Origin of the sequence: Pseudomonas sp. TH43 (genome assembly GCF_016650635.1) — a bacterium.
Lineage (GTDB): Bacteria > Pseudomonadota > Gammaproteobacteria > Pseudomonadales > Pseudomonadaceae > Aquipseudomonas.
The window spans coordinates 719098-741392 of the sequence record NZ_JAEKFI010000003.1 but is presented as its reverse complement, the minus strand read 5'-3'; the positions used below and the strand labels follow the sequence as shown (position 1 = coordinate 741392).

26 protein-coding genes are annotated in these 22295 nt (G+C 59.2%); 21 read left to right on the top strand and 5 right to left on the bottom strand.

Annotated features, from left to right (window positions below; genetic code table 11):
* Positions 1-24 precede the first annotated feature (24 nt).
* The 6 genes from JFT81_RS12975 (at position 25) to JFT81_RS12950 (ending at position 4145) form a co-directional block, all read left to right on the top strand.
* The gene (locus JFT81_RS12975) at positions 25-741 is read left to right on the top strand and encodes a hypothetical protein (RefSeq protein WP_201227610.1); all 717 of its coding nucleotides are present in this window, start codon (positions 25-27) and stop codon (positions 739-741) included.
* 4 nt (positions 742-745) lie between these two features.
* The gene (gene fos / locus JFT81_RS12970; protein WP_201227609.1) at positions 746-1162 is read left to right on the top strand and encodes a fosfomycin resistance glutathione transferase; all 417 of its coding nucleotides are present in this window, start codon (positions 746-748) and stop codon (positions 1160-1162) included.
* 60 nt (positions 1163-1222) lie between these two features.
* Entirely contained in the window at positions 1223-1861 is a 639-nt protein-coding gene (locus JFT81_RS12965) for a LysE family translocator (protein ID WP_201227608.1), read from the top strand.
* 79 nt (positions 1862-1940) lie between these two features.
* Positions 1941-3290 carry a diguanylate cyclase gene (locus tag JFT81_RS12960; RefSeq protein WP_201227607.1) on the top strand — a complete coding sequence of 450 codons (1350 nt, stop codon included), beginning with the start codon at positions 1941-1943 and terminating at the stop codon, positions 3288-3290.
* 117 nt (positions 3291-3407) lie between these two features.
* Positions 3408-3566 (top strand): KGG domain-containing protein, encoded by a 159-nt coding sequence (locus tag JFT81_RS12955; RefSeq protein WP_081500477.1) that lies wholly within the window; start codon positions 3408-3410, stop codon positions 3564-3566.
* A 75-nt stretch (positions 3567-3641) separates the two neighbouring features.
* The gene (locus tag JFT81_RS12950; protein ID WP_201227606.1) at positions 3642-4145 is read left to right on the top strand and encodes a DUF4142 domain-containing protein; all 504 of its coding nucleotides are present in this window, start codon (positions 3642-3644) and stop codon (positions 4143-4145) included.
* A gap of 143 nt (positions 4146-4288) precedes the next feature.
* Here the strand turns inward: JFT81_RS12950 and JFT81_RS12945 are convergent, their stop codons facing one another.
* The 3 genes from JFT81_RS12945 to JFT81_RS12935 all read right to left on the bottom strand — a co-directional run bounded on the left by JFT81_RS12945 (position 4289) and on the right by JFT81_RS12935 (position 5986).
* On the bottom strand, positions 4289-4699 hold the full coding sequence (locus tag JFT81_RS12945; protein WP_201201422.1) for a low affinity iron permease family protein: 411 nt from the start codon (positions 4697-4699) through the stop codon (positions 4289-4291).
* Positions 4700-4818: 119 nt separating this feature from the next.
* Positions 4819-5358, bottom strand: a complete 540-nt coding sequence (locus JFT81_RS12940; protein ID WP_201227605.1) for an AidA/PixA family protein — start codon at positions 5356-5358, stop codon at positions 4819-4821.
* Positions 5359-5482: 124 nt separating this feature from the next.
* Positions 5483-5986, bottom strand: coding sequence for an inclusion body family protein (locus tag JFT81_RS12935; RefSeq protein ID WP_008076892.1), 504 nt, complete (start codon positions 5984-5986; stop codon positions 5483-5485).
* Between the two features lie 377 nt (positions 5987-6363).
* On the opposite strand from JFT81_RS12935, the gene tam reads away from it, so the two are divergent.
* The 15 genes from tam to JFT81_RS12860 all read left to right on the top strand — a co-directional run bounded on the left by tam (position 6364) and on the right by JFT81_RS12860 (position 19820).
* A complete protein-coding gene (gene tam, locus JFT81_RS12930) occupies positions 6364-7134 on the top strand; it encodes a trans-aconitate 2-methyltransferase (protein WP_201227604.1) in 771 nt (256 codons plus the stop codon).
* Between the two features lie 163 nt (positions 7135-7297).
* Entirely contained in the window at positions 7298-8299 is a 1002-nt protein-coding gene (locus JFT81_RS12925) for an ATP-grasp domain-containing protein (protein ID WP_201201426.1), read from the top strand.
* Positions 8300-8392: 93 nt separating this feature from the next.
* Positions 8393-9532 carry a trypsin-like peptidase domain-containing protein gene (locus tag JFT81_RS12920; protein WP_201205163.1) on the top strand — a complete coding sequence of 380 codons (1140 nt, stop codon included), beginning with the start codon at positions 8393-8395 and terminating at the stop codon, positions 9530-9532.
* Positions 9533-9602: 70 nt separating this feature from the next.
* Positions 9603-10730 carry a phosphoribosyltransferase domain-containing protein gene (locus JFT81_RS12915; protein WP_201201427.1) on the top strand — a complete coding sequence of 376 codons (1128 nt, stop codon included), beginning with the start codon at positions 9603-9605 and terminating at the stop codon, positions 10728-10730.
* Positions 10720-11478: a trehalose phosphatase gene (locus JFT81_RS12910; protein ID WP_201201429.1), complete on the top strand. Its 759-nt coding sequence runs from the start codon at positions 10720-10722 to the stop codon at positions 11476-11478. Before JFT81_RS12915 ends, JFT81_RS12910 begins: the two co-directional genes overlap by 11 nt.
* On the top strand, positions 11471-12565 hold the full coding sequence (locus JFT81_RS12905; RefSeq protein ID WP_201227603.1) for a cysteine protease StiP family protein: 1095 nt from the start codon (positions 11471-11473) through the stop codon (positions 12563-12565). The genes JFT81_RS12910 and JFT81_RS12905 overlap by 8 nt, the downstream gene beginning before the upstream one ends.
* The gene (locus JFT81_RS12900; protein WP_201227602.1) at positions 12565-13515 is read left to right on the top strand and encodes an HpcH/HpaI aldolase/citrate lyase family protein; all 951 of its coding nucleotides are present in this window, start codon (positions 12565-12567) and stop codon (positions 13513-13515) included. The genes JFT81_RS12905 and JFT81_RS12900 overlap by 1 nt, the downstream gene beginning before the upstream one ends.
* Positions 13512-14267, top strand: a complete 756-nt coding sequence (locus tag JFT81_RS12895; RefSeq protein ID WP_201227601.1) for an HAD-IB family hydrolase — start codon at positions 13512-13514, stop codon at positions 14265-14267. The genes JFT81_RS12900 and JFT81_RS12895 overlap by 4 nt, the downstream gene beginning before the upstream one ends.
* A 2-nt stretch (positions 14268-14269) precedes the next feature.
* A complete protein-coding gene (locus JFT81_RS12890; RefSeq protein ID WP_201201433.1) occupies positions 14270-14854 on the top strand; it encodes a TerD family protein in 585 nt (194 codons plus the stop codon).
* Positions 14854-16023: a TerD family protein gene (locus JFT81_RS12885; RefSeq protein ID WP_201227600.1), complete on the top strand. Its 1170-nt coding sequence runs from the start codon at positions 14854-14856 to the stop codon at positions 16021-16023. The genes JFT81_RS12890 and JFT81_RS12885 overlap by 1 nt, the downstream gene beginning before the upstream one ends.
* Before the next feature lie 45 nt (positions 16024-16068).
* Positions 16069-16518 (top strand): tellurite resistance TerB family protein, encoded by a 450-nt coding sequence (locus JFT81_RS12880; protein WP_201227599.1) that lies wholly within the window; start codon positions 16069-16071, stop codon positions 16516-16518.
* 44 nt (positions 16519-16562) lie between these two features.
* Entirely contained in the window at positions 16563-17564 is a 1002-nt protein-coding gene (locus JFT81_RS12875; RefSeq protein WP_201201441.1) for a TerC/Alx family metal homeostasis membrane protein, read from the top strand.
* Between the two features lie 31 nt (positions 17565-17595).
* The gene (locus JFT81_RS12870; RefSeq protein WP_201201442.1) at positions 17596-18171 is read left to right on the top strand and encodes a TerD family protein; all 576 of its coding nucleotides are present in this window, start codon (positions 17596-17598) and stop codon (positions 18169-18171) included.
* Positions 18172-18197: 26 nt separating this feature from the next.
* A complete protein-coding gene (locus JFT81_RS12865; protein WP_201201443.1) occupies positions 18198-18776 on the top strand; it encodes a TerD family protein in 579 nt (192 codons plus the stop codon).
* Between the two features lie 93 nt (positions 18777-18869).
* On the top strand, positions 18870-19820 hold the full coding sequence (locus JFT81_RS12860) for a hypothetical protein (protein ID WP_201227598.1): 951 nt from the start codon (positions 18870-18872) through the stop codon (positions 19818-19820).
* Positions 19821-20006: 186 nt separating this feature from the next.
* Here JFT81_RS12860 and JFT81_RS12855 read toward each other — a convergent pair whose 3' ends face one another.
* Together JFT81_RS12855 and JFT81_RS12850 are read right to left on the bottom strand one after the other, a co-directional pair.
* On the bottom strand, positions 20007-21257 hold the full coding sequence (locus JFT81_RS12855) for a VWA domain-containing protein (protein ID WP_201227597.1): 1251 nt from the start codon (positions 21255-21257) through the stop codon (positions 20007-20009).
* Positions 21258-21365: 108 nt separating this feature from the next.
* Complete coding sequence (locus JFT81_RS12850; protein ID WP_201227596.1) at positions 21366-22094, bottom strand: class I SAM-dependent methyltransferase; 729 nt, start codon at positions 22092-22094, stop codon at positions 21366-21368.
* Positions 22095-22295: the final 201 nt, after the last annotated feature.

The window sequence follows — 22295 nt, the reverse complement described above, 5'->3', positions numbered from 1 at the left end:
CACTACTTTTATCAAGGAAGAACAATGCTCACGCCCACCAGGCTCCTTATTGCCCTCAGTTTCCTGGCGCTCATCCCTCAAGCCCAGGCCGCCTGCCAGACCAAAGACTTCGACGGCAAATCCCTGTCACGCTGCAAAGTCTGGCCGGCGTTCCAGAATCAGGCGATCGCGGTCAAATCGACTTACCTCGCCGATGTCGGCGGTGACGATGCCGGGGTGTTCGATCTGGACTTGTCGGTGGTCAACGCCAGCAACGCAAAACCTATTGCCACTTACCATAAGCCGGGCGCGTTCAACTCCGACGCCATTCGCCTGGATGACCTGCGCATCGATACCGCGCGCTATCGATTGGCGCCGAACGTACGGGCTTTCGGCGTGCGTTCAATGTTCGGCCACAGTTCCAGCGCCATTCCCTATGAGAAAACCGATCTGACGCTGTATGTCCGCGAGGGCGATGCGCTGCGGCCGGTGCTGGAAGGCCTGGTGGTGTTCAAAAACCACGGTGAATTCATGAGCAACTGCGACGGATACACGAAGACGCTGCGCAGGACTGTCGACATCGGCACGTCGAGTCACCACGGTTTTGCCGATTTGCTCATCACCACCAGCGGCAGCAAAATGAAAAACACCAAGTCGGGAAGTCAGTGCGTTTCGAAAACCACCGACCTGAAGAAAACCCAGGTCACCCTGACCTACGATGGCCAGCAATACATCGTTCCCGAGGACTTCAGAGGTTACTGACACGATGCTTACCGGCCTCAACCACCTGACCCTGGCGGTCAGTAATCTGCAGCGCAGCCTGGCGTTTTATCGCGATGTGCTGCAGCTGCGCGTCGAAGCGACGTGGGACGCCGGCGCCTATCTGTCGCTGCCGGGTTTGTGGCTGTGTCTGTCGCTTGATCCCCAGCGCAAGGCCGGGCCGAACGCCGACTACACCCATTATGCGTTCAGCTTGAATGCCAAGGACTTCCCGAATTTCGTGCAGAAGTTAAAAGCGTCGAACGTTCAGGAATGGCGCGACAACCGCAGCGAAGGTGCTTCGTTCTATTTTCTCGATCCCGATGGCCACAAGCTTGAGGCGCACGTCGGTGGTCTGGCCTCACGGCTGGCGGCGTGTCGGCAAAAACCGTATGCCGGCATGCGTTTTTACGACGAGCAGTGATCAGGCGCAATCGGCTGATATAGACTGGCCACCACGTGTTCCGGCGCTTGCAGGTTTTCCATGACTCCATCGTTGTTAATGGCCGTTCTGGCCTCGGGTTTCATTTATGGCATCACGCCCGGGCCGGGTGTGCTGGCGGTATTCGGCATTGGTGCGGCGCATGGCCGGCGGGCCGGGGCAGGTTTCCTTTGCGGGCATCTATTGGGCGATGTGGTCTGGTGCAGTACTGCGCTGATCGCGATTGTCGGCGCCCGGGAAATCGGCAGCACCGCGTTTGATGTGCTCGGGGTGCTTAGCGGCCTGTACCTGTTCTGGCTCGGCTGGCGTGCGGTGCGTGCCCAGCGCCGCAATGGCGATGAACCGCAAGGCGCGGCGCGCCAGCCGTTCTGGCACGGCATTCTGTTCGGTTTGACCAATCCCAAGGCTTACCCGGTGGCGGTGGCCACCTTCACCGCGCTGCTGTCGAGTCGTGCCGAACTGCTCAACTGGTCGATGCTGCCAGCGCTGATCGCCTTGAGCTTCCTCGGCGGACTGCTCGCCTACGCTATTCTGATTGGCGTGGTCGGCGCTCAGCGCGTGCGCACGTTGTATCAGCGTCACGAACTGCTGATCACCCGCCTGTGCGGGGTGATGTTCATCGGTTTCGCCATCAACGCGCTGGTGCATGCGCTGCCTGGGCTGATGCCGAACAAGGCTTGATGTTGTGTGCAGGGATGCGTGAACGACAGGTCAGGGATGTTTGATCAGTGCAGCATTGCCCGGACACCCACGCTGAACCATGGAAAGCCGAAACTCTACGCCGTTGGCGAGTTATATCGATCTGTTGCTGGACGCCGTGTGTGCGGTCGACAAACAGGGGCGCTTCGTTTTTGTCAGCGCCGCCTGCGAGCGCATTTTCGGCTACACGCCAGACGAATTGATCGGTCGGCCGATGATCGGACTGGTGCACCCGGCTGATCGCCAGCGTACGCTCGCGGCCGCCAGCGAGATCATGGGCGGCGAGCCGAAACACAACTTTGAAAACCGTTACCTGCGCAAGGACGGCAGTGTCGCGCACATTCTGTGGTCGGCGCGCTGGTCGGAAGTCGATCAATTGCGCATCGCCGTGGCCCGCGATATCACCGAGCGCAAACAGGCTGAGTCACGCCAGGCTGCGCTGTATGCGATCTCCGAAGCCGCCCATGTGGCGGAGGATTTGCTGGCGCTGTTCAAGCGCATTCACTTGATCATCGGTGAATGGCTGCCGGCACTTAATTTTTCCGTGGCGCTGTACGACGAGCACTGCGCGCAAATGAGCTTTCCTTATCACGTCGACGATCAAGAATTGCAGCCCGAGCAGCCCGGTACCGTCACCGGACGCCTGTGTGCGGAAGTGATTCGAAGCGGTCAGCCGATTCTGCTGACGCCTGACAGCCCGGATTCTTCTCCGGATTTCGCTGCGCTGGTGGCCGGGCAGGATTCGCCGTGCTGGCTCGGCGTGCCGCTGAATTCGAAAAACGGCACCATCGGCGCATTGATCGTCAAAAGCCTGCCCGGCGGCGAGCGCTACACCGAACAGGACAAGGAGTTGTTGCAATACGTCTGCGCGCAGGTCGCAACGGCCATTGAGCGTCAACAACTGCACGCCCGCCTGCGGCACATGGCGCAATACGATCAACTGACACAACTGCCTAATCGCGAATTGCTGCGCGATCGCCTGAAAGTCGCGTTGGCTGGCGCCCGTGAGCAGTCGGGGCACATGGCGTTGCTATATGTCGATCTGGATCGCTTCAAGCAGGTCAACGACACTTTTGGGCACGCGGTGGGCGATATGCTGCTGCAAACCGTGGCCAATCGCCTCAAAGGCTGCGTACGTGAAACCGATACGGTCGCGCGAATCGGCGGCGATGAGTTTGTCGTGCTGCTGCACAGTGTCCAGGCCGCGGAAGATGCCGACAGTGTGGCGCTGAAGATCCGGCACGTGCTGGTGCAACCGATGCGTCTGGATGGCCACAATCTGCACATCGAGCCGAGTATCGGTGTCGCCCGCTATCCAGAGCATGGCAGCGAGGAAAAGCAATTGTTCCGACATGCCGATCAAGCGATGTACGCCGCCAAGCGTTTGAACCATCACGCCCTCAGTGACTGATCAGTTGCTCGCCGTTCGTCGCATCGTGGGCAATTTTTCTAAACCTTTATCCAGCAGAAAATTCTTAATCTAGGCGGGCACCTGCTCGCTACGATCATTACCAAGAGGTAGAGAATCATGCCTAACTCAAGAAACTCGAACTCGGGAAACTTCGCCAACGATCGAACGAAGGCCTCTGAAGCCGGTCGCAAAGGTGGGAAAACGACCACCACGACGGTTGATAAAGAGCCTGCGAAAACAGATATGGGCCGCAAGCCCGCTCAGAAATCGAAGTAGTCGGTGAAGGTTGTTTTGATTGAGAGGCGGGGGCGTAAGCTCCCGCTTGAATTTAGCAAGAAGGAGGGCGCGACCATGAGCCGGATGGCCACCCGTATACGCAACGCCAGTTTTGCATCGCTGTTGGGCCTGTGTGCCAGCAGCGCCTTTGCCCAGTCGCCTGCCGAGTTCATCAATGATGCTTCGGCCAAAGGTATGGCCGATATCGAAGCCAGCCGCCTGGCGCACGGTAAGACCGAATCGAAAGAGGTCAAGGACTACACCATTGTCGTCATCAACGACCGCACCACGGCCAACCAGCATTTGGCGAAGATCGCCAAAAAGCTCGATTTGCCGGTCGCCCCCCGTGAAGAAATGGCCGATAAGGCCAAAGAGCTGATACCGGAGGTGAAGGACGGCGCGACTTTTGATCAGGCCTACGCCGCTAGTCAGGTCAAAGCCACTGAAGAGGCGATCCAGCAGATCGAGCAGGAAGCGCAGACCACCGACGTACCGGAGATCAAAGCCTTCGCCGACGAAACCCTGCCGAAACTGCAGAACCACCTGCAAATGGCCCGGGCCTTACAGGCCAGCCGCTAAATTCCAGTAGCCCTGATATCCCCTGTGGCGAGGGGATTTTGTGGCGAGGGGATTTATCCCGTCGGCTGCGAAGCAGCCCCTAAATACAGGGCCGCTTCGCCCACCAGCGCAAGCAAGCTCCCTCGCCACCAATGACCGTATGACTAGCACTCATTCAAATCCTGTTTCGGCTTGCTCTTCTCACCCAGCCCCTCAAGGTTGAAAACCTCTCCCTCGCCCAACGAGCGGTAATGCCTGCGTAGCGCCTCTAGTTGCTTGAGATCCAGCGCCTCCAGCCCCAGCATCGCGTTCTGTGCCTCTTTGGTCACCAGCAGCAGTTCATCGATCTTCAGATGCAGGATGTCGGTGTCGCGGTTCTGCGTGTTCTGGATCAGGAACACCATCAGAAAAGTGATGATGGTCGTTGAGGTATTGATGATCAGTTGCCAAGTGTCATTGAAATGAAAAATCGGCCCGCTCAACCCCCACAACCCGATCAGGATCAACGCCCCCATGAACGTCTTCGGGCTACCGGCCCATAGAGCGAGTTTCTGGGAAATCTTCGCGAATTTCATAGCCGTATTCCTTATTGGGGGCGTCTGAAATTCAGACACTGACGGCGTTGTGAAAATTCGACTGGCATCGGGTTTGTCCATGAAAAACCGGCCTGTTGACCGGTTCGATCCTGAGTATCCTAGGGCTTGATCTCGACTTTAGTCTGCCAGCTGAAATACCCCACAGCCTCACACTGTTGATTCACCAACATAAAACTCAACTCGCACTGTGTGACCCCGGCGGCCTTCGCCGTGCAAACCCAGAAGTGGTCATCGGCCTTGCGACTGGCCGGTACTGTCGGGTTTTCGGGGTTGGGGGCGGGCACGGTGAGGTCGGGGTGGACTTCCAGGTGGGGGGCTGAGAGGGCGCCATTCTGCGTCACGGTCAGGCGATAGATCACGACGCTGTGTTCGGCGATCAGGCTGATCGACCTGCCACGTAAATGAATGTTGCGACCGACCTCGACAGGTAATGTCAGTTTGCTGTCATTTATAACTATTTCTTTCGAGATATTTCCCAGGGTGAAAAAGATCAGGCCATCGCTAATGCTGGTGGGTGCTGCCGCGTCCTGGCTTGGCTGTGGATAGCGCGAGAGCACTGATTCGGCGTCGACAACCAGCAACACGTTGTAGGCCTCGGTGACGCTGGATGAAGGGGATGGGATCGGTTCGGAAGTCATCATGGATTCCTTTCATGATGTTGGCACAAGACAGCAGCCGCTACGGTCAAGGCAAGACATCCTGTTCCGGCCGGGGCGGCAACGGGTCGGTGAGCCCCTCGTCGCCGAGGGGCCCGAAACATCATCAGTTATGGATGGAGATGAACGGATCCCATGAGCAGCAGCCGATGATCTGACAGTTGCGATCGACGATCAGGAAGTGGAAGTGATAGGTCACGCGGCCGCAGTCCAGGGTCTCCGATGACCAGTAATGGTTATCGACTTTCTGGCAGCTGGGTACGGATGGGTTTTCGCGGTTGGGCACTGCAACACAGGCGGTAGCCTTGCGTGGCGAAGGTGGTGAGATCAGGTCGGCACCGGCATTACCGATGAACTTGTAGAAAATCACAGCCTGCTCGAAGCTCTGCGACAGACTGGTTTCGCGCCAGCGGATCAGGTCGCCAACCTGAGCCTTCAGATCCAGTTCGCCACCAGCCTGGCCACTGACGACGTTGTCCTGGTTGGTGACCATGTACACATGATGCCAGTCGATCAGCGTGGGATTCTTTGGATCTTTGCTGATGTTTGGATATTTTTTCAAAATGGTTTCGGTGTCGATGGAGACCAGAATATCCGTAACTCGAGACATGGTAACGCTCCTTTTTCATAGTGAACGTCGGGCTGTAATCCAGGCACGACGACGCTTGCTTGCCGTATGGCTTCTGCGAGCACACTACTGGGGGGAACCCACCGGTCACGAGGTATGAGGAGGCCGTGCTCCCTGCACGAAAACGTAAGAATCGGGTTCCTTCCGACTGCCGCCACTTGACTATAGGCAGGATTGGTTTGCTGTCAAAATCGCTTTTAATCGGCTCGACGGGCGGTCGAGAAAAGGCGTCAATCCTGCCAATTGGCGATAAAAAACAGCGTACGCAGACATGCTTTGAAATGAGTCGCTCTGGAGCAGATCGTGATCCAGCCTGTATTGTGATCAACCGCTGCAAGGTTCCCTGACAGGAGAGCGCAATGAGTTGGTCCGCCCAGCAATACGTTGCATTTGAAGATGAACGCACGCGTCCCGCGCGCGATCTGCTGGCCGCCATTCCTTCGGCGGAGGCTCGATCAGTCGTGGATATCGGTTGCGGGCCCGGTAATTCCACGGAGCTACTGGTGCAGCGTTTTGCCCAGGCCACCGTCAGAGGGCTCGACAGTTCGGCGGACATGATCGCCGCCGCGCGCAAGCGCCTGCCGAAATTGCAGTTTGATGTCGCCGAAATTGATCAATGGGCCAACCAAGGCCCGTTCGATGTGATCTTCGCCAACGCTGTGTTGCAGTGGGTGCCGGATCACGTGGCCTTACTGCCGGCGCTGGCAGGCAAGTTATCGCCCGGTGGCAGTCTGGCGATCCAGATGCCGGACAACCTCAACGAACCATCCCATCGTCTGATGCGCGAAGTCGCTGCCAATGGCCCGTGGGCCGGCAAGCTGGCCGGCGCCGCCGGTCAGCGCACCGACATGGCAAGTCCCGGCGAATATTTTTCCATGCTGCGGCCGCACTGCGCGCGAGTCGATGTGTGGCGTACGACGTATCACCATCAGTTGCCCGACGGGGCGGCAGGGGTGGTGGAGTGGTTCAAGGGCAGTGGCTTGATCCCCTTTCTCGATCCGCTGAGCGAAGCCGAACGGGCTCAGTTTCTGCAGGAGTATCTGGCGCAGGTCGAAAAAGCCTATCCGCCGTTGGCAGATGGTTCGGTGCTGTTGCCATTCCCGCGGTTGTTCATTGTTGCGACTCGATAGTTTCCTCGGCAGGAGAGCGGGTCATCTGGCAATCCAGAACCATTTGCAACGTTCCCTTTGAGTTTGCACCGCAAGTCGGTACTGTCCGCTCCATCAGTGGAAGTCGGCGAATTGTTCATGTGTTCCGCGGCTTTCGGCGCATCTAAAAGGAAGGGTAAAAATAGTGATCTGGTTTCTCGAAGGGCAGTCCAGTCAACGGGACATCATTCTCGGTGCGCGCGAGGCGTTGCCTGCCGACGTGAAAATTTTTGCCTCGCATCGACAGGATCGTCCCGAAATCACTTCGGTCGCGGATGTCGGCCTTGTCGAGCCTGCGGACAATCAGGAACGCATCGATTGGGTCATTGCAACTGCTCAGGCTGAGCAAATCAAAGTGGTCCTGGCGGGCCGCGTGGGTCGGGAATTCGAGCATGCTCGTGAGCGTTTCGAGCGCGCGGGCCTGGTGTTGGTCACCGGTGCACTTTCACTGGACACGTTTGACCTGGTCGATGACAAGAGCCGCTTCACGGCTGAAGCAGAACGCGTCGGCCTGGCTTGCGTGCCGGCCATCACCGCATCGAATGCCGAAGAGTTGCTGGCGGCCTACCGCACGCTCAGTGCCTCGGGTGAAGTCTGCGTGAAACCTGCCGTGGGCATTTACGGCCAGGGTTTCTGGCGGTTCAAGGAAAGTGCCGATCCTTTCCGCTGCTTCGCCAACCCTGATGTACGTGAAGTGAATTTCGACATCTATATGCACGGCTATCGTTCGGCAGTAACGCCGCCGCCACCGATGTTGGTAATGCCCTACATGGCCGGCAGCGAGTGTTCGGTGGACATGGTGTGTGAAGCCGGGCGCCCGATCGCGTTCGTTGGTCGTCGTAAAAAGGGCCTGCATCAGCTCTGTGAGCGTGAAGGCGCTGCTATCGAGCTGGCTCTGAAGGCCGCCGAGCACTTCAGGTGCGACGGCATTGTCAACGTGCAGACCCGTGACGATGCGGACGGTAAACCGCATTTGCTGGAAATCAACGCGCGCTATTCCGGCGGTATCGGCTACACCCGGGCGACCGGTTTGAACCTGCCGGGGATTTTTGCCACTCGTCGCCTGGGCTTGCCTGAGCCGCAGGGCGTCTGGCGGCCAAACGTGCGGGTCAAAGGCATTACCGTCGCGGCGGTCGCTTCACCCTGATATTAATTCGACATATGAAGTCTGCTACCATTTGCGCGTTTGCGTCGACCGGCCCAAACCAATGCAGGAAGCAATGAAAGGAGTTTTCAAGGAATGATGGTGCTAGCGCCTGGCGCAAACACCGCAGTATCAAGCGCCCGGAGTGAATGGACTCTGGAATGTGGAAACTCTTCAGCTTTCGGGGAGTATGCCGCGGTTGCCATATTGCCGGTTGATGAAAAACGCCGCCCGAAAGGTGATGCAGCCCTGTTCCAGACGCCCCGCGCCTGGATGGAATGGGTCGAGGATCAGCAGAAAGTCGGCTGCAAGCTGAACCTGGACGACATTCCGGCGGGCAGCGATCGCGTGCTTCTGGTGGTTTACACCTTTTCTGCTGCCGGCCCGGTCAGCGAGCTGAAAAACCTGCGCCTGCAGGTCGATGGCCAGATCGATTACGCGCTGGATCTTCGCGAAAATGGCGAATCCGCGATCATCATCGGCGAGTTCTACCGCCGAAATGAACAATGGAAATTTCGCGCGCTGGCTGAAGGCTCTGCCTACGGCCTCGCTGCGCTTGGCCGTCGTATCGGTCTGGAGATCGACGAAGCCCACCCCAATGGCCGGCCCAATGCATCGGGATCCGGTCGTCCGGCGAGCAGCGCCACCGGTACGGCTTTCGCCGTGTCCCCCACCCATGTAATGACTTGCGCCCACGTCATTGAAGGCATGCGCGAGATCCACATTGCCTCGTTTGACGGGCGCTACCGTGCCGATCCGGTGGTGGTTGATCGGCGTAACGACATCGCCCTGCTACGGGTGATCGACTCTCCGGCGCTGAAGCCGGTGGCCTTCAAGTCCGGGTTCGGTTGCGATCTGGGCGAAGACATTGTCGCGCTGGGCTTTCCACTGGCCGGTTTTGCCGGTGGCGGCGTCCATGTCACTCAGGGTGGCGTTTCGGCGCTGTTCGGTTTGCACAACGACGCCAGCCTGCTGCAGTTCACAGCAGCCATCCAGCCGGGCTCCAGCGGCAGTCCGCTGTTTGATTTTTCCGGGGCCGTGATCGGTCTCGTCACTTCATCCATACCTGATGCACAGAACATGAATTTTGCGGTGAAAGCATCGCTGCTGATTTCTTTCCTCGACGCCTGTCGTGTTGACGGCAAAAAGAATGCGTCGGGCCAGACGTTTACCGCAGCGCAACTCGCGCGCGAAGCACAGGCATCTATGTGGCGGGTGGAAGCCACAAATCTCTGATTCATCTTTGAATTGAAACTTACGGAAGAGGCACTGGATGTTTGGTCCAGTGCCAAGGCAGGAACTGTTAATGGAATCAAATGCAGCAACGCAAGCGCTGAGCGCACAACTGATGCGCGGGCGTCTCGACGTCAACGTTGATGATGCTGTCATTGCCCCTGAATCACTGTTTGGCTTCGCCGAACGTCGTAATCCGAAGCGGGCATTCCTGTTCGTGTCCAAAGTGCTCGGACGGCATATTCCGGTCCGTCCGTCGGTGATGGCGGCCAGTTTTGAAAGCCTGGCGGCAGAAATTCCGGCTGACTTGCCAGGCCCGGTCCTGGTCATCGGCATGGCCGAAACCGCTGTCGGCCTCGGTGCCGGTGTACACCGGGCGTATAGCGCCACGCGGCCTGACACGGTCTATATGGTCAGCACCCGTCACCCGACGGGGACCGAACTGTTCACCCGCTTCGAAGAAGAGCACAGCCACGCCAGCGCTCACTTGATTCACTTGCCGGTTGACGCGCAGGTGCGTGAGCAGATGCTCAATGCGCGCTCGCTGGTGCTGGTCGATGACGAGGCCTCGACGGGCAAGACGTTCATCAATCTGCATCGCGCTCTGGTCGATGCCGGTCTGGATAAAGTCGAACAGGTCGTGACCTGCGTGCTGACCGATTGGTCGGGCGGCGCGGTGCGTGATGCGCTGGGCGATCGCGTGCATCAAGTGTCGCTGCTGCAGGGCTCGTACCAATTCTTCGAAGACCCCGATGCGCCTTTGCCCGACATGCCCGCAGTGGGCACCATCGCCGCCGGTGACTGGCCGGTGAATGCCGACAACGACTGGGGCCGTCTGGGCGTGCGCAGTGTCGCCGATAGCCTGGCGCCCGAGCTTCACGTAGAACCGGGTGAAAAGGTTCTGGTCGTCGGCACCAGCGAGTTTGTCTGGCGTCCGTTTCTGCTGGCCGAACGTCTGGAGCGTGCTGGCGCCGATGTGCATTTCAGCTCGACCAGCCGCTCGCCCATCGCTCTGGGGCATGCGATCGGGCATGCCTTGTCGTTTGCCGACAACTACGGTCTGGGCATCGCCAACTTTCTCTACAACGTGCGCCCAGGCCAGTTCGACCGCGTGTTGATCTGCTCGGAAACACCGGCGCAGGCGGTTTCAGCCGACTTGCTGAAGACCTTGAACGCACAGGTGATCGTCGATGCCAAGTAATCGCCCGCTGGCGCTGGTCGATCTCGACGACACGTTGTTTCAGACCGCACGCAAGATGTCGCCGGATACGCCACGCCACACGGCGACCCTCGACGTCGACGGTCAGCCCAACGGTTACATGAGCCCGGTGCAGAAGTCGATGACCGAATGGTTGCTCGCCACCACCGACGTAGTGCCGGTGACCGCGCGCAGTGTTGAAGCTTTCAGCCGCGTCCGCCTGCCATTCCGCCAGGGCGCCATCTGTTCCCACGGCGGCGTGATTCTTGGCGCCGACGGCAAGCTCGATCAGGCCTGGCAGGCACGCATGAGCGACCTGCTTGCCGACTACCAAAAGCGTCTGCCGGAATTGAGCGAAGCGACGCTCGCCATTGGCAAGCAACTGGGCATTTCCTTGCGTGGCTGGGTTGTCGAAGAGGAAGGGCTGCGTCACTACGTAGTGACCAAACACAACGAGTCCAGCGACGAGGTACTCAACGCCGTGTTGGCTGAAGTTCAGGCGCAAGGGTTGCTGGAAGGCATGCACATTCATGGCAACAGCAACAACCTGGCCTTCCTGCCTCAGGGCCTGTCCAAACAGGCGGCGGTGCAGGAGTGGTTGCGTCGTGACCGCGAAATCAACGGCGAACGCCCCCTGCTGGGCTTCGGCGACAGCATCACCGATCTGGCCTTCATGCAGGAGTGCCATTGGTGGGTGACGCCAACGCGCAGCCAATTGGCCAAGCGAGTAGAGGCGTCGATTCATGAGTAATGCCATCTCCCAACTGCTGACGGTGGGCAGCGCGAGCTATGCGCCGGATGACGTCCACTTTCTGCTGCAAGCCGTGCAGATGGACGTGACCGACGTCGAGGAAAAAGAGCGCCTGATTCAGACGAAGCAGAAGCACTATTCCGAAATGATCAGCCTGGAAAGCGCGCCCAGCGATATTCACAAGGCACTCTACGAGCGTGTTCTGGCGCAGAACGGCGAGCGTATGGCCGCCGATGTGCAAGCGCTGGCGCTGGGGTTGCATGAAGCCTGTGCGGGCCCTGCAATTGTGCTGGTGTCCTTCGTGCGCGCCGGCCTGCCGCTGGGTGTGCTGTTGCGTCGCGCACTGATCGAGATGGGCCGCGAAACCTACCATTACGGCATCAGCATCGTCCGCGATCGGGGCATCGATACCGTTGCCCTGGAAGCCATCATCCAGTGCCATGGCGCCGAGAACATCATCTTTGTCGATGGCTGGACCGGCAAGGGCGCAATCTGTGGCGAAATCCAGCGCAGCCTGGGCGATGACCCGCGTTTCCCCACGCTGCCGCGACTGGTCGTGCTGGCAGACCCGTGCGGTCGCGCCTGGATGGCAGCGTCTGCCGAAGACTGGGTGATCCCGTCCGGTATTCTGGGGGCCACGGTCTCCGGTCTGGTTTCGCGCTCGATCTGGCCGGAAAACGGCGGACTGCATGGCTGCGTGGTGTACGACCACCTGCGCGAGCACGATGTGACGCAAGCGTTCATCGAGCAGATCGAAGTGCAGCGCAAAGCCTTGGGCGTCGTGGCCAAAGCCGTGCCGTGGAGCGATGCTCAGCGTGCGGAACTTCAGGGGGCGGCCAGCCACGTGGTTGAGTCGTTGGCCACACGTTTTGAGATCACCAACCTCAACCGGGTCAAGCCGGGCATCGCCGAAGCGACGCGCGCGGTATTGCGCCGGGTTCCGCACCACGTGCTGATCCGCAACCGCAACGACAGCGATGTGCAGTTGCTGATGCACCTGACCGAAGCCGCCGGCGTACCGGTGGAAGAGGTGGGTGCGCAGTTGGGGCCTTATCGTGCGGTGACCATCATTCGGAGTCTGGGCTGATGAAAACCCTTTCTCCCTATGCCCTCGGCGCCACGCTGTACATGCCTGCCACGCGTGCGGACCTGCTGGATGTGGTGTTTCGCAACAAACTGCCGGAATTGCGCTCGCTGGTGGTGTGCCTGGAAGACGCGGTCGCCGACATCGATATCGCGACCGCGCTGTCCAACCTGCATGGCTTGCTGACAGTCATCGATCAGCGCGGCGGTCGTCCAGAGGACGGCCCGTTGCTGTTCGTTCGGCCCCGCGACTCGGAGATGGCAGCGGTACTCAACGATTGGCCGCTGATGGCGCACGTCGATGGCTTCGTCATCCCGAAACTGACCTCGGCCAACCTCGGCGCCTGGGAACAGGCCGTGACCAATCCTGCGTTGTTCCTGATGCCGACGCTGGAGACCGCGGACGTTTTCAACCCAACTGCCATGGTCGAATTGGGGCAGGCGCTCAAGGCGAGTCTGAATCAGCGCATCATCGCCTTGCGCATTGGCGGCAATGACTTGATGGGCAGCCTCGGTCTTCGGCGCAATCCGACCACCACGCTCTACAGCACGCCGATGGGTTACGTGATTCCGATGCTGGCGGGGGTCATGGGCTCGCAAGGTTTCGCATTGACTGCGCCGGTGTTCGAGCAGTTGGCGTCGCCGCACCTGCTCAGGGAGGAACTGGAATCTGATATCGCTCATGGCCTGGTCGGCAAGACCGCGATTCACCCAAGCCAGATCGAGATCATTCAGGACACGCTGCGTGTCAGCCTTGAGGACTTCAACAGCGCCAAGCTGATTGTCAGCGATGTGGCGCCGGCGGTGTTCCGGCACAACGACGCGATGTGCGAGCCGGCGACCCATTACAAGTGGGCCGTCAAAATTCTTGAACGCGCGCAGTGGCACGGCATCCGTCATGCGGAAGTCGGTGTCGGCGAGAGTTCGATTCGTCTGGCGGAGGTAGCGGGATGATAGAGCAGACCGATAAGCCCGGCGCACCGCCGCGGCCCGTCCTTTCGGTGTTCGATTTCGACGGCACGCTGACCCGTAACGACAGCTTTGTGCCGTTTCTGAAGTTTGCCTTCGGCGCGCGCGAGTTCAATCGGCGCCTGCTGAAGCTGGCGTTGCCCAGCCTGCGATTCGTGGCGCGGCGAATGAGCCGTGACGAACTCAAAGCACAGTTGATCCGTACGTTTCTGGTGGGTGTGAAGCTTGAGTGGCTGCAGCAGCAAGCCGCGAGTTATTGCGTTCGGGCCTGGCCACGCTTGATGCGCCCGTCAGGCTTGCTGGCGATTGCTGCCGAGATCAAGTCCGGTGCCGTGGTGACTCTCTGTTCCGCTTCGCCTGCATTGGTGTTGCAGCCTTTCGCCGACCGTCTTGGTGTGAAGCTGATCGGCACCGAGCTGGAAGTGATTGACGGTGTATTGACCGGGCACATTACCGGCAACAACTGCCGGTGCGAAAACAAGGTGCTCAGGCTGGAAGCGGTTTACGGCGATTTGCAGCAATTCCGCATTCGGGCCTGGGGCGATACCCGCGGTGATCACGAGCTGCTGGCTGCTGCTGAAGATGCGCACTGGCGGCACTTTCACCCGGCATGGCGTCGTGGACGTCTGCGGGCAACCAAAGGAAGTAATCCGGGCGTGCGCGATGCGCACACCGACCTGCATGGGGCGGGCAAAACTGATCGCTCCATGAACACCGATGACCAACAAGGAGCGTAACGATGGCACTTACCCTGAGCAAAAAACAGTCCATTTCCCTGGAAAAAACGGCCGGCACTGCGTTGTCCAGCGTCAGCCTCGGCCTGGGTTGGGATCCGGTAAAGGCCGGTTTTCTCGGCAAACTGATGGGCAATGGCGGTGAGATCGACCTCGATGCTTCGTGCATCCTGCTCGACGGCAGCCTGAAGCCTGTGGACCTGGTCTGGTTCCGTCAGCTCAAATCCCAGGACGGCTCGATCCAGCACTCCGGTGACAACCGCACGGGCGAAGGTGATGGCGACGACGAAACCATCCATGTTGACCTGCAGCGCCTGCCTGCGGTGGTTCAGCACCTGGTGTTCACCGTGAACAGCTTCACCGGGCAGAATTTCGAAAAAGTTGAAAACGCCTACTGCCGCATCGTCAACGCCAGTAACAAGAGCGAACTGGCCCGTTTCAACCTGTCCGAACGTGGCGCTCACACCGGCATCGTCATGGCCAGCCTGTCGCGTGACAGCGATGGCTGGAAGTTCACCGCTATCGGCGAGACCACCCATGGCCGCACCGCTGATGACCTGATCAACCTGGCCACTCAGGCGCTGCGCTAATGGCGACCCTCGCTCCGGGCGGCAACGCGCCAGTTGCCAGCGGCCCGCTTCGCGTCGACATCAATTACTCGCCGATTGCCGGCGCCGACATTGATGTCTCGGCCTTCGTTCTGGGAACCACGGCAAAGGTTCGCGGCGATGGCGACATGTGCTTTTACGGTCAGCCGAGTGTGCTCGGCGGTGCGGTGACGTTGTCGGATACTTCGGCCGGTCGCGCGGTGTTCAACGTTGATCTGAGCCGACTCGAACCGGTCGTGGAAAAGGTCGCGCTGACCGCCACGATCTACGAGAACAAAGCCAGCTTTGAGCGCGTCTCGCAGTTGTCGATGGTGGTGTCGGGTGACGTTGAAGCGCAGATCCCAACCAGCGGCATGAAAGAAACCGCGTTGATCCTCGGCGAGTTCTATCGTCGTCAGGGCGAGTGGAAATTCCGCTGCGTCGGTCAGGGTTTCAACGGCGGGCTCGAGCCACTGGCCAAGCATTTCGGTGTGGACGTGGCGGCTCCTGCTCCAGCAGCGGCTCCGACCCCTGCGCCAGTGCCGCCACCTGCACCGGCGGCGCCGAAGTCGACGATCAGCCTGAGCAAGGTCACTCTCGACAAAACGCGCAGCTCGATCAGCCTGGAGAAGACCGCCGCCGGTTTCGGCGAGATCAAGGTCAACCTGAACTGGAACAAGCGCAGTTCCGGCGGTTTCTTCAAAAGCAGCTCCTCGATCGACCTGGACGTGGGTTGCCTGTACGAGTTGCAGGACGGTGAAAAGGGCGTGGTTCAAGCCCTTGGCAACTGCTTCGGCAGCTTGAACCAAGCCCCTTACATCCAGCTGATGGGCGACGACCGTACCGGCTCCGTGGCCGGTGGCGAATGGCTGCACATCAACGGCACCAAGTGGGCTGAAGTGCGACGGATCCTGATCTTCGCCTTCATCTACGAAGGGGCTCCGAACTGGCGCGAGACCGATGGTGTAGTGACCATCTACATCCCGAACCAGCCGGAAATCGAGGTGCGCCTCAATGAAGAGGGCGGACGCGATGGCATGTGTGCCATTGCCATGCTCGAAAACGTCAACGGCGCCGTCAAGGTTTCCCGGCGGGTGGATTTCCACCGCGGGCATTCGGCGGTGGACAAAGCCTACGGTTGGGGCATGAGCTGGCGTGCCGGCTCGAAATAGTTACCCAGGCGGGGCTTGGGGCCCCGCCTTTCAGAGGACCTCAAAATGTTTGCATGGCTTAAAGAAAACGCTGCAATGGCACGGGACAAACTGGCCACTGAGGCCAGCAAGTTCAAAAACCAGAAGTTCATGGATGCCATAACAGCGGCCTGCGCCGTCGTTGCGTCGGCAGACGGTGAGATTTCCTCTGCCGAGAAAACCAAGATGGCCGGGTTCATCAGCAACTCGCCGGAATTGAAGGTTTTCAACATGACCGAGGTCATCAAGTCCTTCAATGGTCACTGCGAAAAGTTCGAGTTCGATTATCAGATCGGTCAGGCCGAAGCGCTGAAAACGATCGGCAAGATCAAGGGCGATGCCGGTGCAGGTCGTTTGCTGGTACGTGTCGCCTGCGCCATCGGCGCGTCGGATGGCAACTTCGATGACAAAGAAAAAGCGGCTTGCCGTCAGATTTGCCTTGAGCTGGGTTTGAACCCGGCTGATTTCGAACTTTAAGGAGCTGGACCTTGGACAGTCACATTGGATTTCCCCCGCTGACGATGGCGGTGTTCGTCGGGATCGCGGTGGGCGCGCTGCTGCTCGACATGGTCACCCACCGTGGCGACAAACCCATTTCGCTGGCTAAAGCCTCGATCTGGTCGATTTTCTGGATTGCAATCTCGCTGGCGTTTGCAGGTTTCCTGTATTACGAACACGGGCCGGAAGTCGCCAGTCTGTTCGTCACCGGTTATGCGCTGGAAAAAGTCCTCAGCGTCGACAACCTGTTTGTGTTCATGGCGATTTTCGCCTGGTTCAAAGTGCCGGATGGCATGCGCCACCGCGTTTTGTACTGGGGCATCATCGGCGCGATCGTCTTCCGCGGGATCTTCGTTGCGATTGGTACCGGTCTGCTGGCGTTCGGCCCGTGGGTCGAAATCGTCTTCGCGGTGATCGTCGCCTGGACGGCCATCATGATGTTGCGCAGTGGCGGTGATGACGAGGAAGAGGAAGACTATTCCAAGCACATGGCTTACCGCTTCGCGCAAAAACTCTTCCCTGTATGGCCAAAGCTGTACGGCCACAACTTCTTTGTGTCGCGCAAGCAACTCGAAGTAGAGCTGAAGAAACCTGAGAACCAGGGCATGTCGCTGGCAGCGAAGGGCACCATTTTTGCCACGCCGCTGTTCCTGTGCCTGGTGGTGGCGGAAGTCTCCGACGTACTGTTCGCCTTCGACTCCGTGCCGGCGGTTATCGCCGTGAGCCGTGAGCCGCTGATCGTGTACTCGGCCATGCTCTTCGCCATTCTGGGTCTGCGTACCATGTACTTCGTGCTTGAAGCTCTGAAACGCTACCTGGTGCACCTGGAAAAATCGGTCATCGCGCTGCTGTTCTTCATTGCGGTCAAGCTCGGCTTGAACGCAACGGATCACATGTTCCACCACGGCTACACCATCGATGCGAACACCAGTTTGCTGATCGTAATGGTTGTATTGGCGATCGGTGTTGTCGCCAGCTTGATCTTCCCCGGAAAGGAAGAAGAAGCACCGGTCGAAAACCAATGAGTAATCGTCTTCACCACAAGGAGTAATACCCATGGCACTGACTCTTCAAAAGGGTGCAAACCTGTCCCTGACCAAAACCGACCCGAGCCTGAGCAAGATTCTGGTGGGTCTGGGCTGGGATCCGCGTGCAACTGACGGCGCCGAGTTTGACCTGGACGCGAGCGCTCTTCTGCTGGGTGCGAACGGCAAGGTCCGCAGCGAAGCCGACTTCATTTTCTACAACCAGCTGAAAAGTCTGGACGGTTCGGTCGAGCACACTGGCGACAACCGCACAGGCGCTGGCGACGGCGACGACGAAGTGATCAAGGTCGACCTGAGCCGCATTCCGGCTGACGTGGACAAGGTCGTGTTCATCGTGACCATCCACGACGCCGAGTCGCGCAAGCAGAGCTTCGGTCAGGTCGGTGGTTCGTTCATCCGTGTCGTCAACGACGTGACCAGCACTGAAGTGGTTCGCTACGACCTGGCGGAAGACGCTTCGACTGAAACGGCGATGGTCTTCGCTGAGCTGTATCGCAACAACGGCGAGTGGAAATTCCGCGCCGTTGGTCAGGGTTACACCGGTGGCCTGCGCGCCCTGGCTAACAACTACGGCATGAACTTCTAAACAACCCCAGCAAAAGGAATCTGAACATGGCTGTAAGTCTGTCCAAAGGTGGCAACGTCTCGCTGTCCAAAGAAGCTCCTGGCCTGACCGAAGTGATCGTCGGCCTGGGTTGGGATCCTCGTGTCACTGACGGCACCGAGTTCGACCTCGACGCATCGATTTTCATCGTTGGTGAAAACGGCAAAGTGCTCGACGACAATGGCTTCATTTTCTACAACAACAAAACTTCCGCCGACGGTTCCGTCGAGCACATGGGCGACAACCGCTCGGGCGCTGGCGAAGGTGATGACGAGCAAGCCACCGTCAAGCTCAATGGCCTGGCGGCCGCTGTGAAGAAACTGGTGTTCTCGGTAACCATCCACGACGCCGAAGCACGCAAGCAGAGCTTCGGTCAGGTATCGAACGCCTACATCCGTGTGGTCAACAAGGCTGACGGCAAGGAACTGGCTCGCTACGACCTGAGCGAAGACGCTTCCACCGAAACCGCGATGATCTTCGGTGAGCTCTACCGCAACGGTGAAGAGTTCAAATTCAAGGCGATCGGCCAAGGTTTCGCCGGCGGCCTCAAGCCTCTGGCTGAAGCCCACGGCGTGAGCATCGGCTAACCCGCAAGGGTTGAGAAGGCCCCCTCCCAAGGGGGCTTTTTCTTGCCTGTCATTCGGGCAGTACAGAAAGGACAAGGGATAAGGGATAAGGAAATGCAAATGTTTCGTGGAATGTGCGCGGTCGGCGTTCTGGCAACGTTGGCGGGCTGTGGTGCCTACGACGATTTCCAGGCCAACAATGCCGTGCAGGAATACCGTGAGTCGTGTTTTGGTAATTACACCAATGAATGCGAAAGCAAGCTGGTTGATACCAACATCATCATGCTCGAGTTGGCTCGCAGCAATATTGATCGTGAGAAAGACACACTCATAAAAGCGCTGGGTAAGGACGTGTATGAACGCTTCGTCCCGACCGCCAATGAATTGATTACAGGCTTGATCAAACAGCAAGAAAGCAAACGTCCAGGTTTCTTCGCGCGTTGGTTCCTGGGTGAAGCCCAGCCGCTCGGCAACACGCGAAATCAACTTTTCCTCGCCTCCGACATGCAGCAACTTACGTCCGTTGTGCTGGAAAAAGTGCGCGGCGAGATGCGCGCTGAAGCAAGGGAGCCCCTGTCGCCTACAGCAGCCATTCTGCTCGGCAAAGAGCTCGCTCCCGCCGCGCCTGCCACCGCGGAGCCGGTTGTTACGGCAACAGCGGCGACGCCCGCAACGCTCGATGGCGCGGTTGACCGCATGATCGCCGCTGAATTGGCCAAGGACGGTGGCGACGAATACAAGGAAGGCCGGCAGGTGGTTTTTGCCGACCTCAATGACGATGGCGTCAACGACGCCGTGGTGCTTTACACCATCGAAGGGCAGGGGGGCGGTAACGGTTACTTCCAGTCCCTGGCCACGTTCTATGCCGATGCCAATGGCTGGAACTATCGCAGCACGCTCGTCGTGGGATCAGGGGTGCAGAACGTTCAGGTGCTCGATGCGAAAAGACTGGCGCTGAAAGTGCTGTCTGTCGGCCCCGACGACGCCAACTGCTGCCCGAGCGTCGAAAGCGTCGAACAGTACAAATGGAATGGCTCAACGTTTATCGCGATGCCTGCCGCCTGAACGGGTGCAGGGCTTGAGCGAACACCTGTCCGATAGGCCGGCGCGCCGATCGCGGCACTCAACGCGTGCCGGGCGCGGGTCAAGCTGGATCGTTCGGCGCGGTTTGCCGAGATCACGCCGCTGCAGATGTCCGATCTGGACTGAGGGTGATCCCGCGCAGGCTTCAAGGGCTGCGCGGGCCGGGCTTCAGCGAATAATGCCCTTGGCCTTGGCGTCCTTCAGCCAGATCGGGAACTCGGCCATCAACAGGTCGTAGAGTTGTTCTTCCGAGATGTCGTGCAAGTCGTCCAGCGCGAAGAAGCCGCAGTTGTCGACCACGCGTCCGGGCAGGGTGTCGAGCTTATCCAGAATCCCGTAGCCCTTGCCGCCGAGCCCGACGAATTGCCAGAAGATCGGCAGGTGAGCGGCTTCGACCATCAACCGGGTAATCTTGCGGCTTTCCGAGACGCCGCCGTCACTGATGAACAGGACGTACATGGGCGTACCGTCAGCGGTCAGTTGAAACTGCTCAAGCACCTTTTCGATGACCTTGGGCTCATCGTTGATCCGGCTGCCGAGTTCCCAGTTGCGCCAGCCACGGCTGTCGCTGTCGATGAATCCCTTGTGGTTGCTCAGGGTCACTGGCGAGAGCTGCAATGGCTTGGCGCCGAAGGCCCAGCAATCAAGCTCACCATCCTCATCGAACGACACCGCGAGCGGCAGCAGCCGGTCGACGACTTCCTGAACCCGGCCTTTGGCGTACTGATGGTTCATCGAGCCGGAAGCGTCGAGCACCAGCACCACGCGGGCCTTGGTTTGGGTGAGATTGGCTTTTTCCAGGCTGATCTGCGCTTTCTTGGCCAGGCTGGCCAGGTGCGGCGCGGCCGCTGCGATCTTTTTCTCGAGAGAGACTTTTGCAGGAGTTGACGCGGGTGCTGGTGCAGGGCTTTCAGCCACTTCACCACCGAAGTGATTCACCAGCGCATCGAGGCCTTGGGCGTAACCTTGCAGGTTCGAGAGCAGGCGCCACTCGCCGTTTTTGCGATACAGCTCGGCGACCATGATGGCTTTCTCGGCGCTGAAGGTTGCCCCGGAAAACGCACACTGGGCAACCGTCTGGCCGGCAGGGTTGGACACGCTGAAGTGACTGGCGCCAATGGCGCTCATCGCCCCGGCGCCATCAATCGAGGCGGTGAACACCAGGCGATCAATGGTAGCCGGCAATTGCGCGAGGTTGATCTGAAAGCGGCCCTGGTCTTCGATCCTGACGCTGGCACACGGCGTGGTCGGTTGATTGAAGAACACCATGTAGCGGTCGTCAGACAGCTTGCCTTGGGCGTCGACGCCGAAGCAGACGAAGTCGATGACATCGCTGGACTGAATTTGCATCGCGAGTGTGAGCGATTGTCCCTGGAGAATGTTTGACAGTGGCAGTCGTTGTCCCTGAGTAATCTGCATCGTGCTTCCTTGATGGATGATCAGTTGCCTCGGCGCCCAAAGAACAGGCGCCGAGCCGCGCGCGCATTATCACTCTAAATCTGTACAAATCGGTTGAAAGGTTTGCCCTCAGCGCTGCACTGAAACCAGCAACATCATCGGCCGTTCACGTTCCTCGGCCAGCGCCGGTTGCGCCGCCACGTCGGGATCGCTCGGCCCCCATTCGTTGACGTGACGAATCGTGAAACCTGCGCCAATCAACGTGTTCAGCAGTGTGCCGAGCGTGCGGTGCTGTTTGATCACGCCCTCGGCCAACCAGTTGGTTACCCGCTCGCCTTCCCTCTGATAGCTGTCGAGCGGCCAGCGTTTGTGGCCTTCGCTGTCGATCAGCCAACCGGGGTTGCGCGGCGCCATGAAGATCGGGTGTTCGATGGAAAAGACAAAGTGCGCGCCCGGTTTCAACGCCGCGTACAGATGTGCAAACAGCCCTGGCAGATCCTTTATGTAGTGCAGCGCCAGGGAGCTGTAGGCCAGGTCGAAATGGCAAGTGGGCAGATCGAGTTGTTCAAGGTCGGCGCGCTCGTAGCGGATGTTCGCTGCGGTAGTGGTATTGCGTGCCCGTTCCAGCATCTTCTGCGAGACATCCAGGCCCAGCACGTCGGCGGCGCCGTTCTCGCTGGCCCAGCGGCTGAACCAGCCATAACCGCAGCCCAGATCGACCACTTGCAAACCGTGCAGTGACGGCAGCAGCGCCTTGAGCGCCGGCCATTCCGGCGCGGCATCAAGGCCGCCGATAGAGCGGTTCATCTGGCTGTAGCCCTGGAAAAATTCGGGATCGTCGTAGATGTTTTGCGTCATGGTGAAATGCTCTTTTGATTTCGGTCGTCAGCGGCGCAGTGGCCGCGATTGGAATCCCTCGAAAGTGAAGGCGCGTATTCGTCGATGGCCGCGCAGGGGGAGGGGCGTGGTCGATGGGGAAATGCTAGTTGGTTGGGCGGGAGGTGAAAACCGATGGAGTGTTGTGGATCTGTAATATCGGAAAAATCGCTATGTGTTATC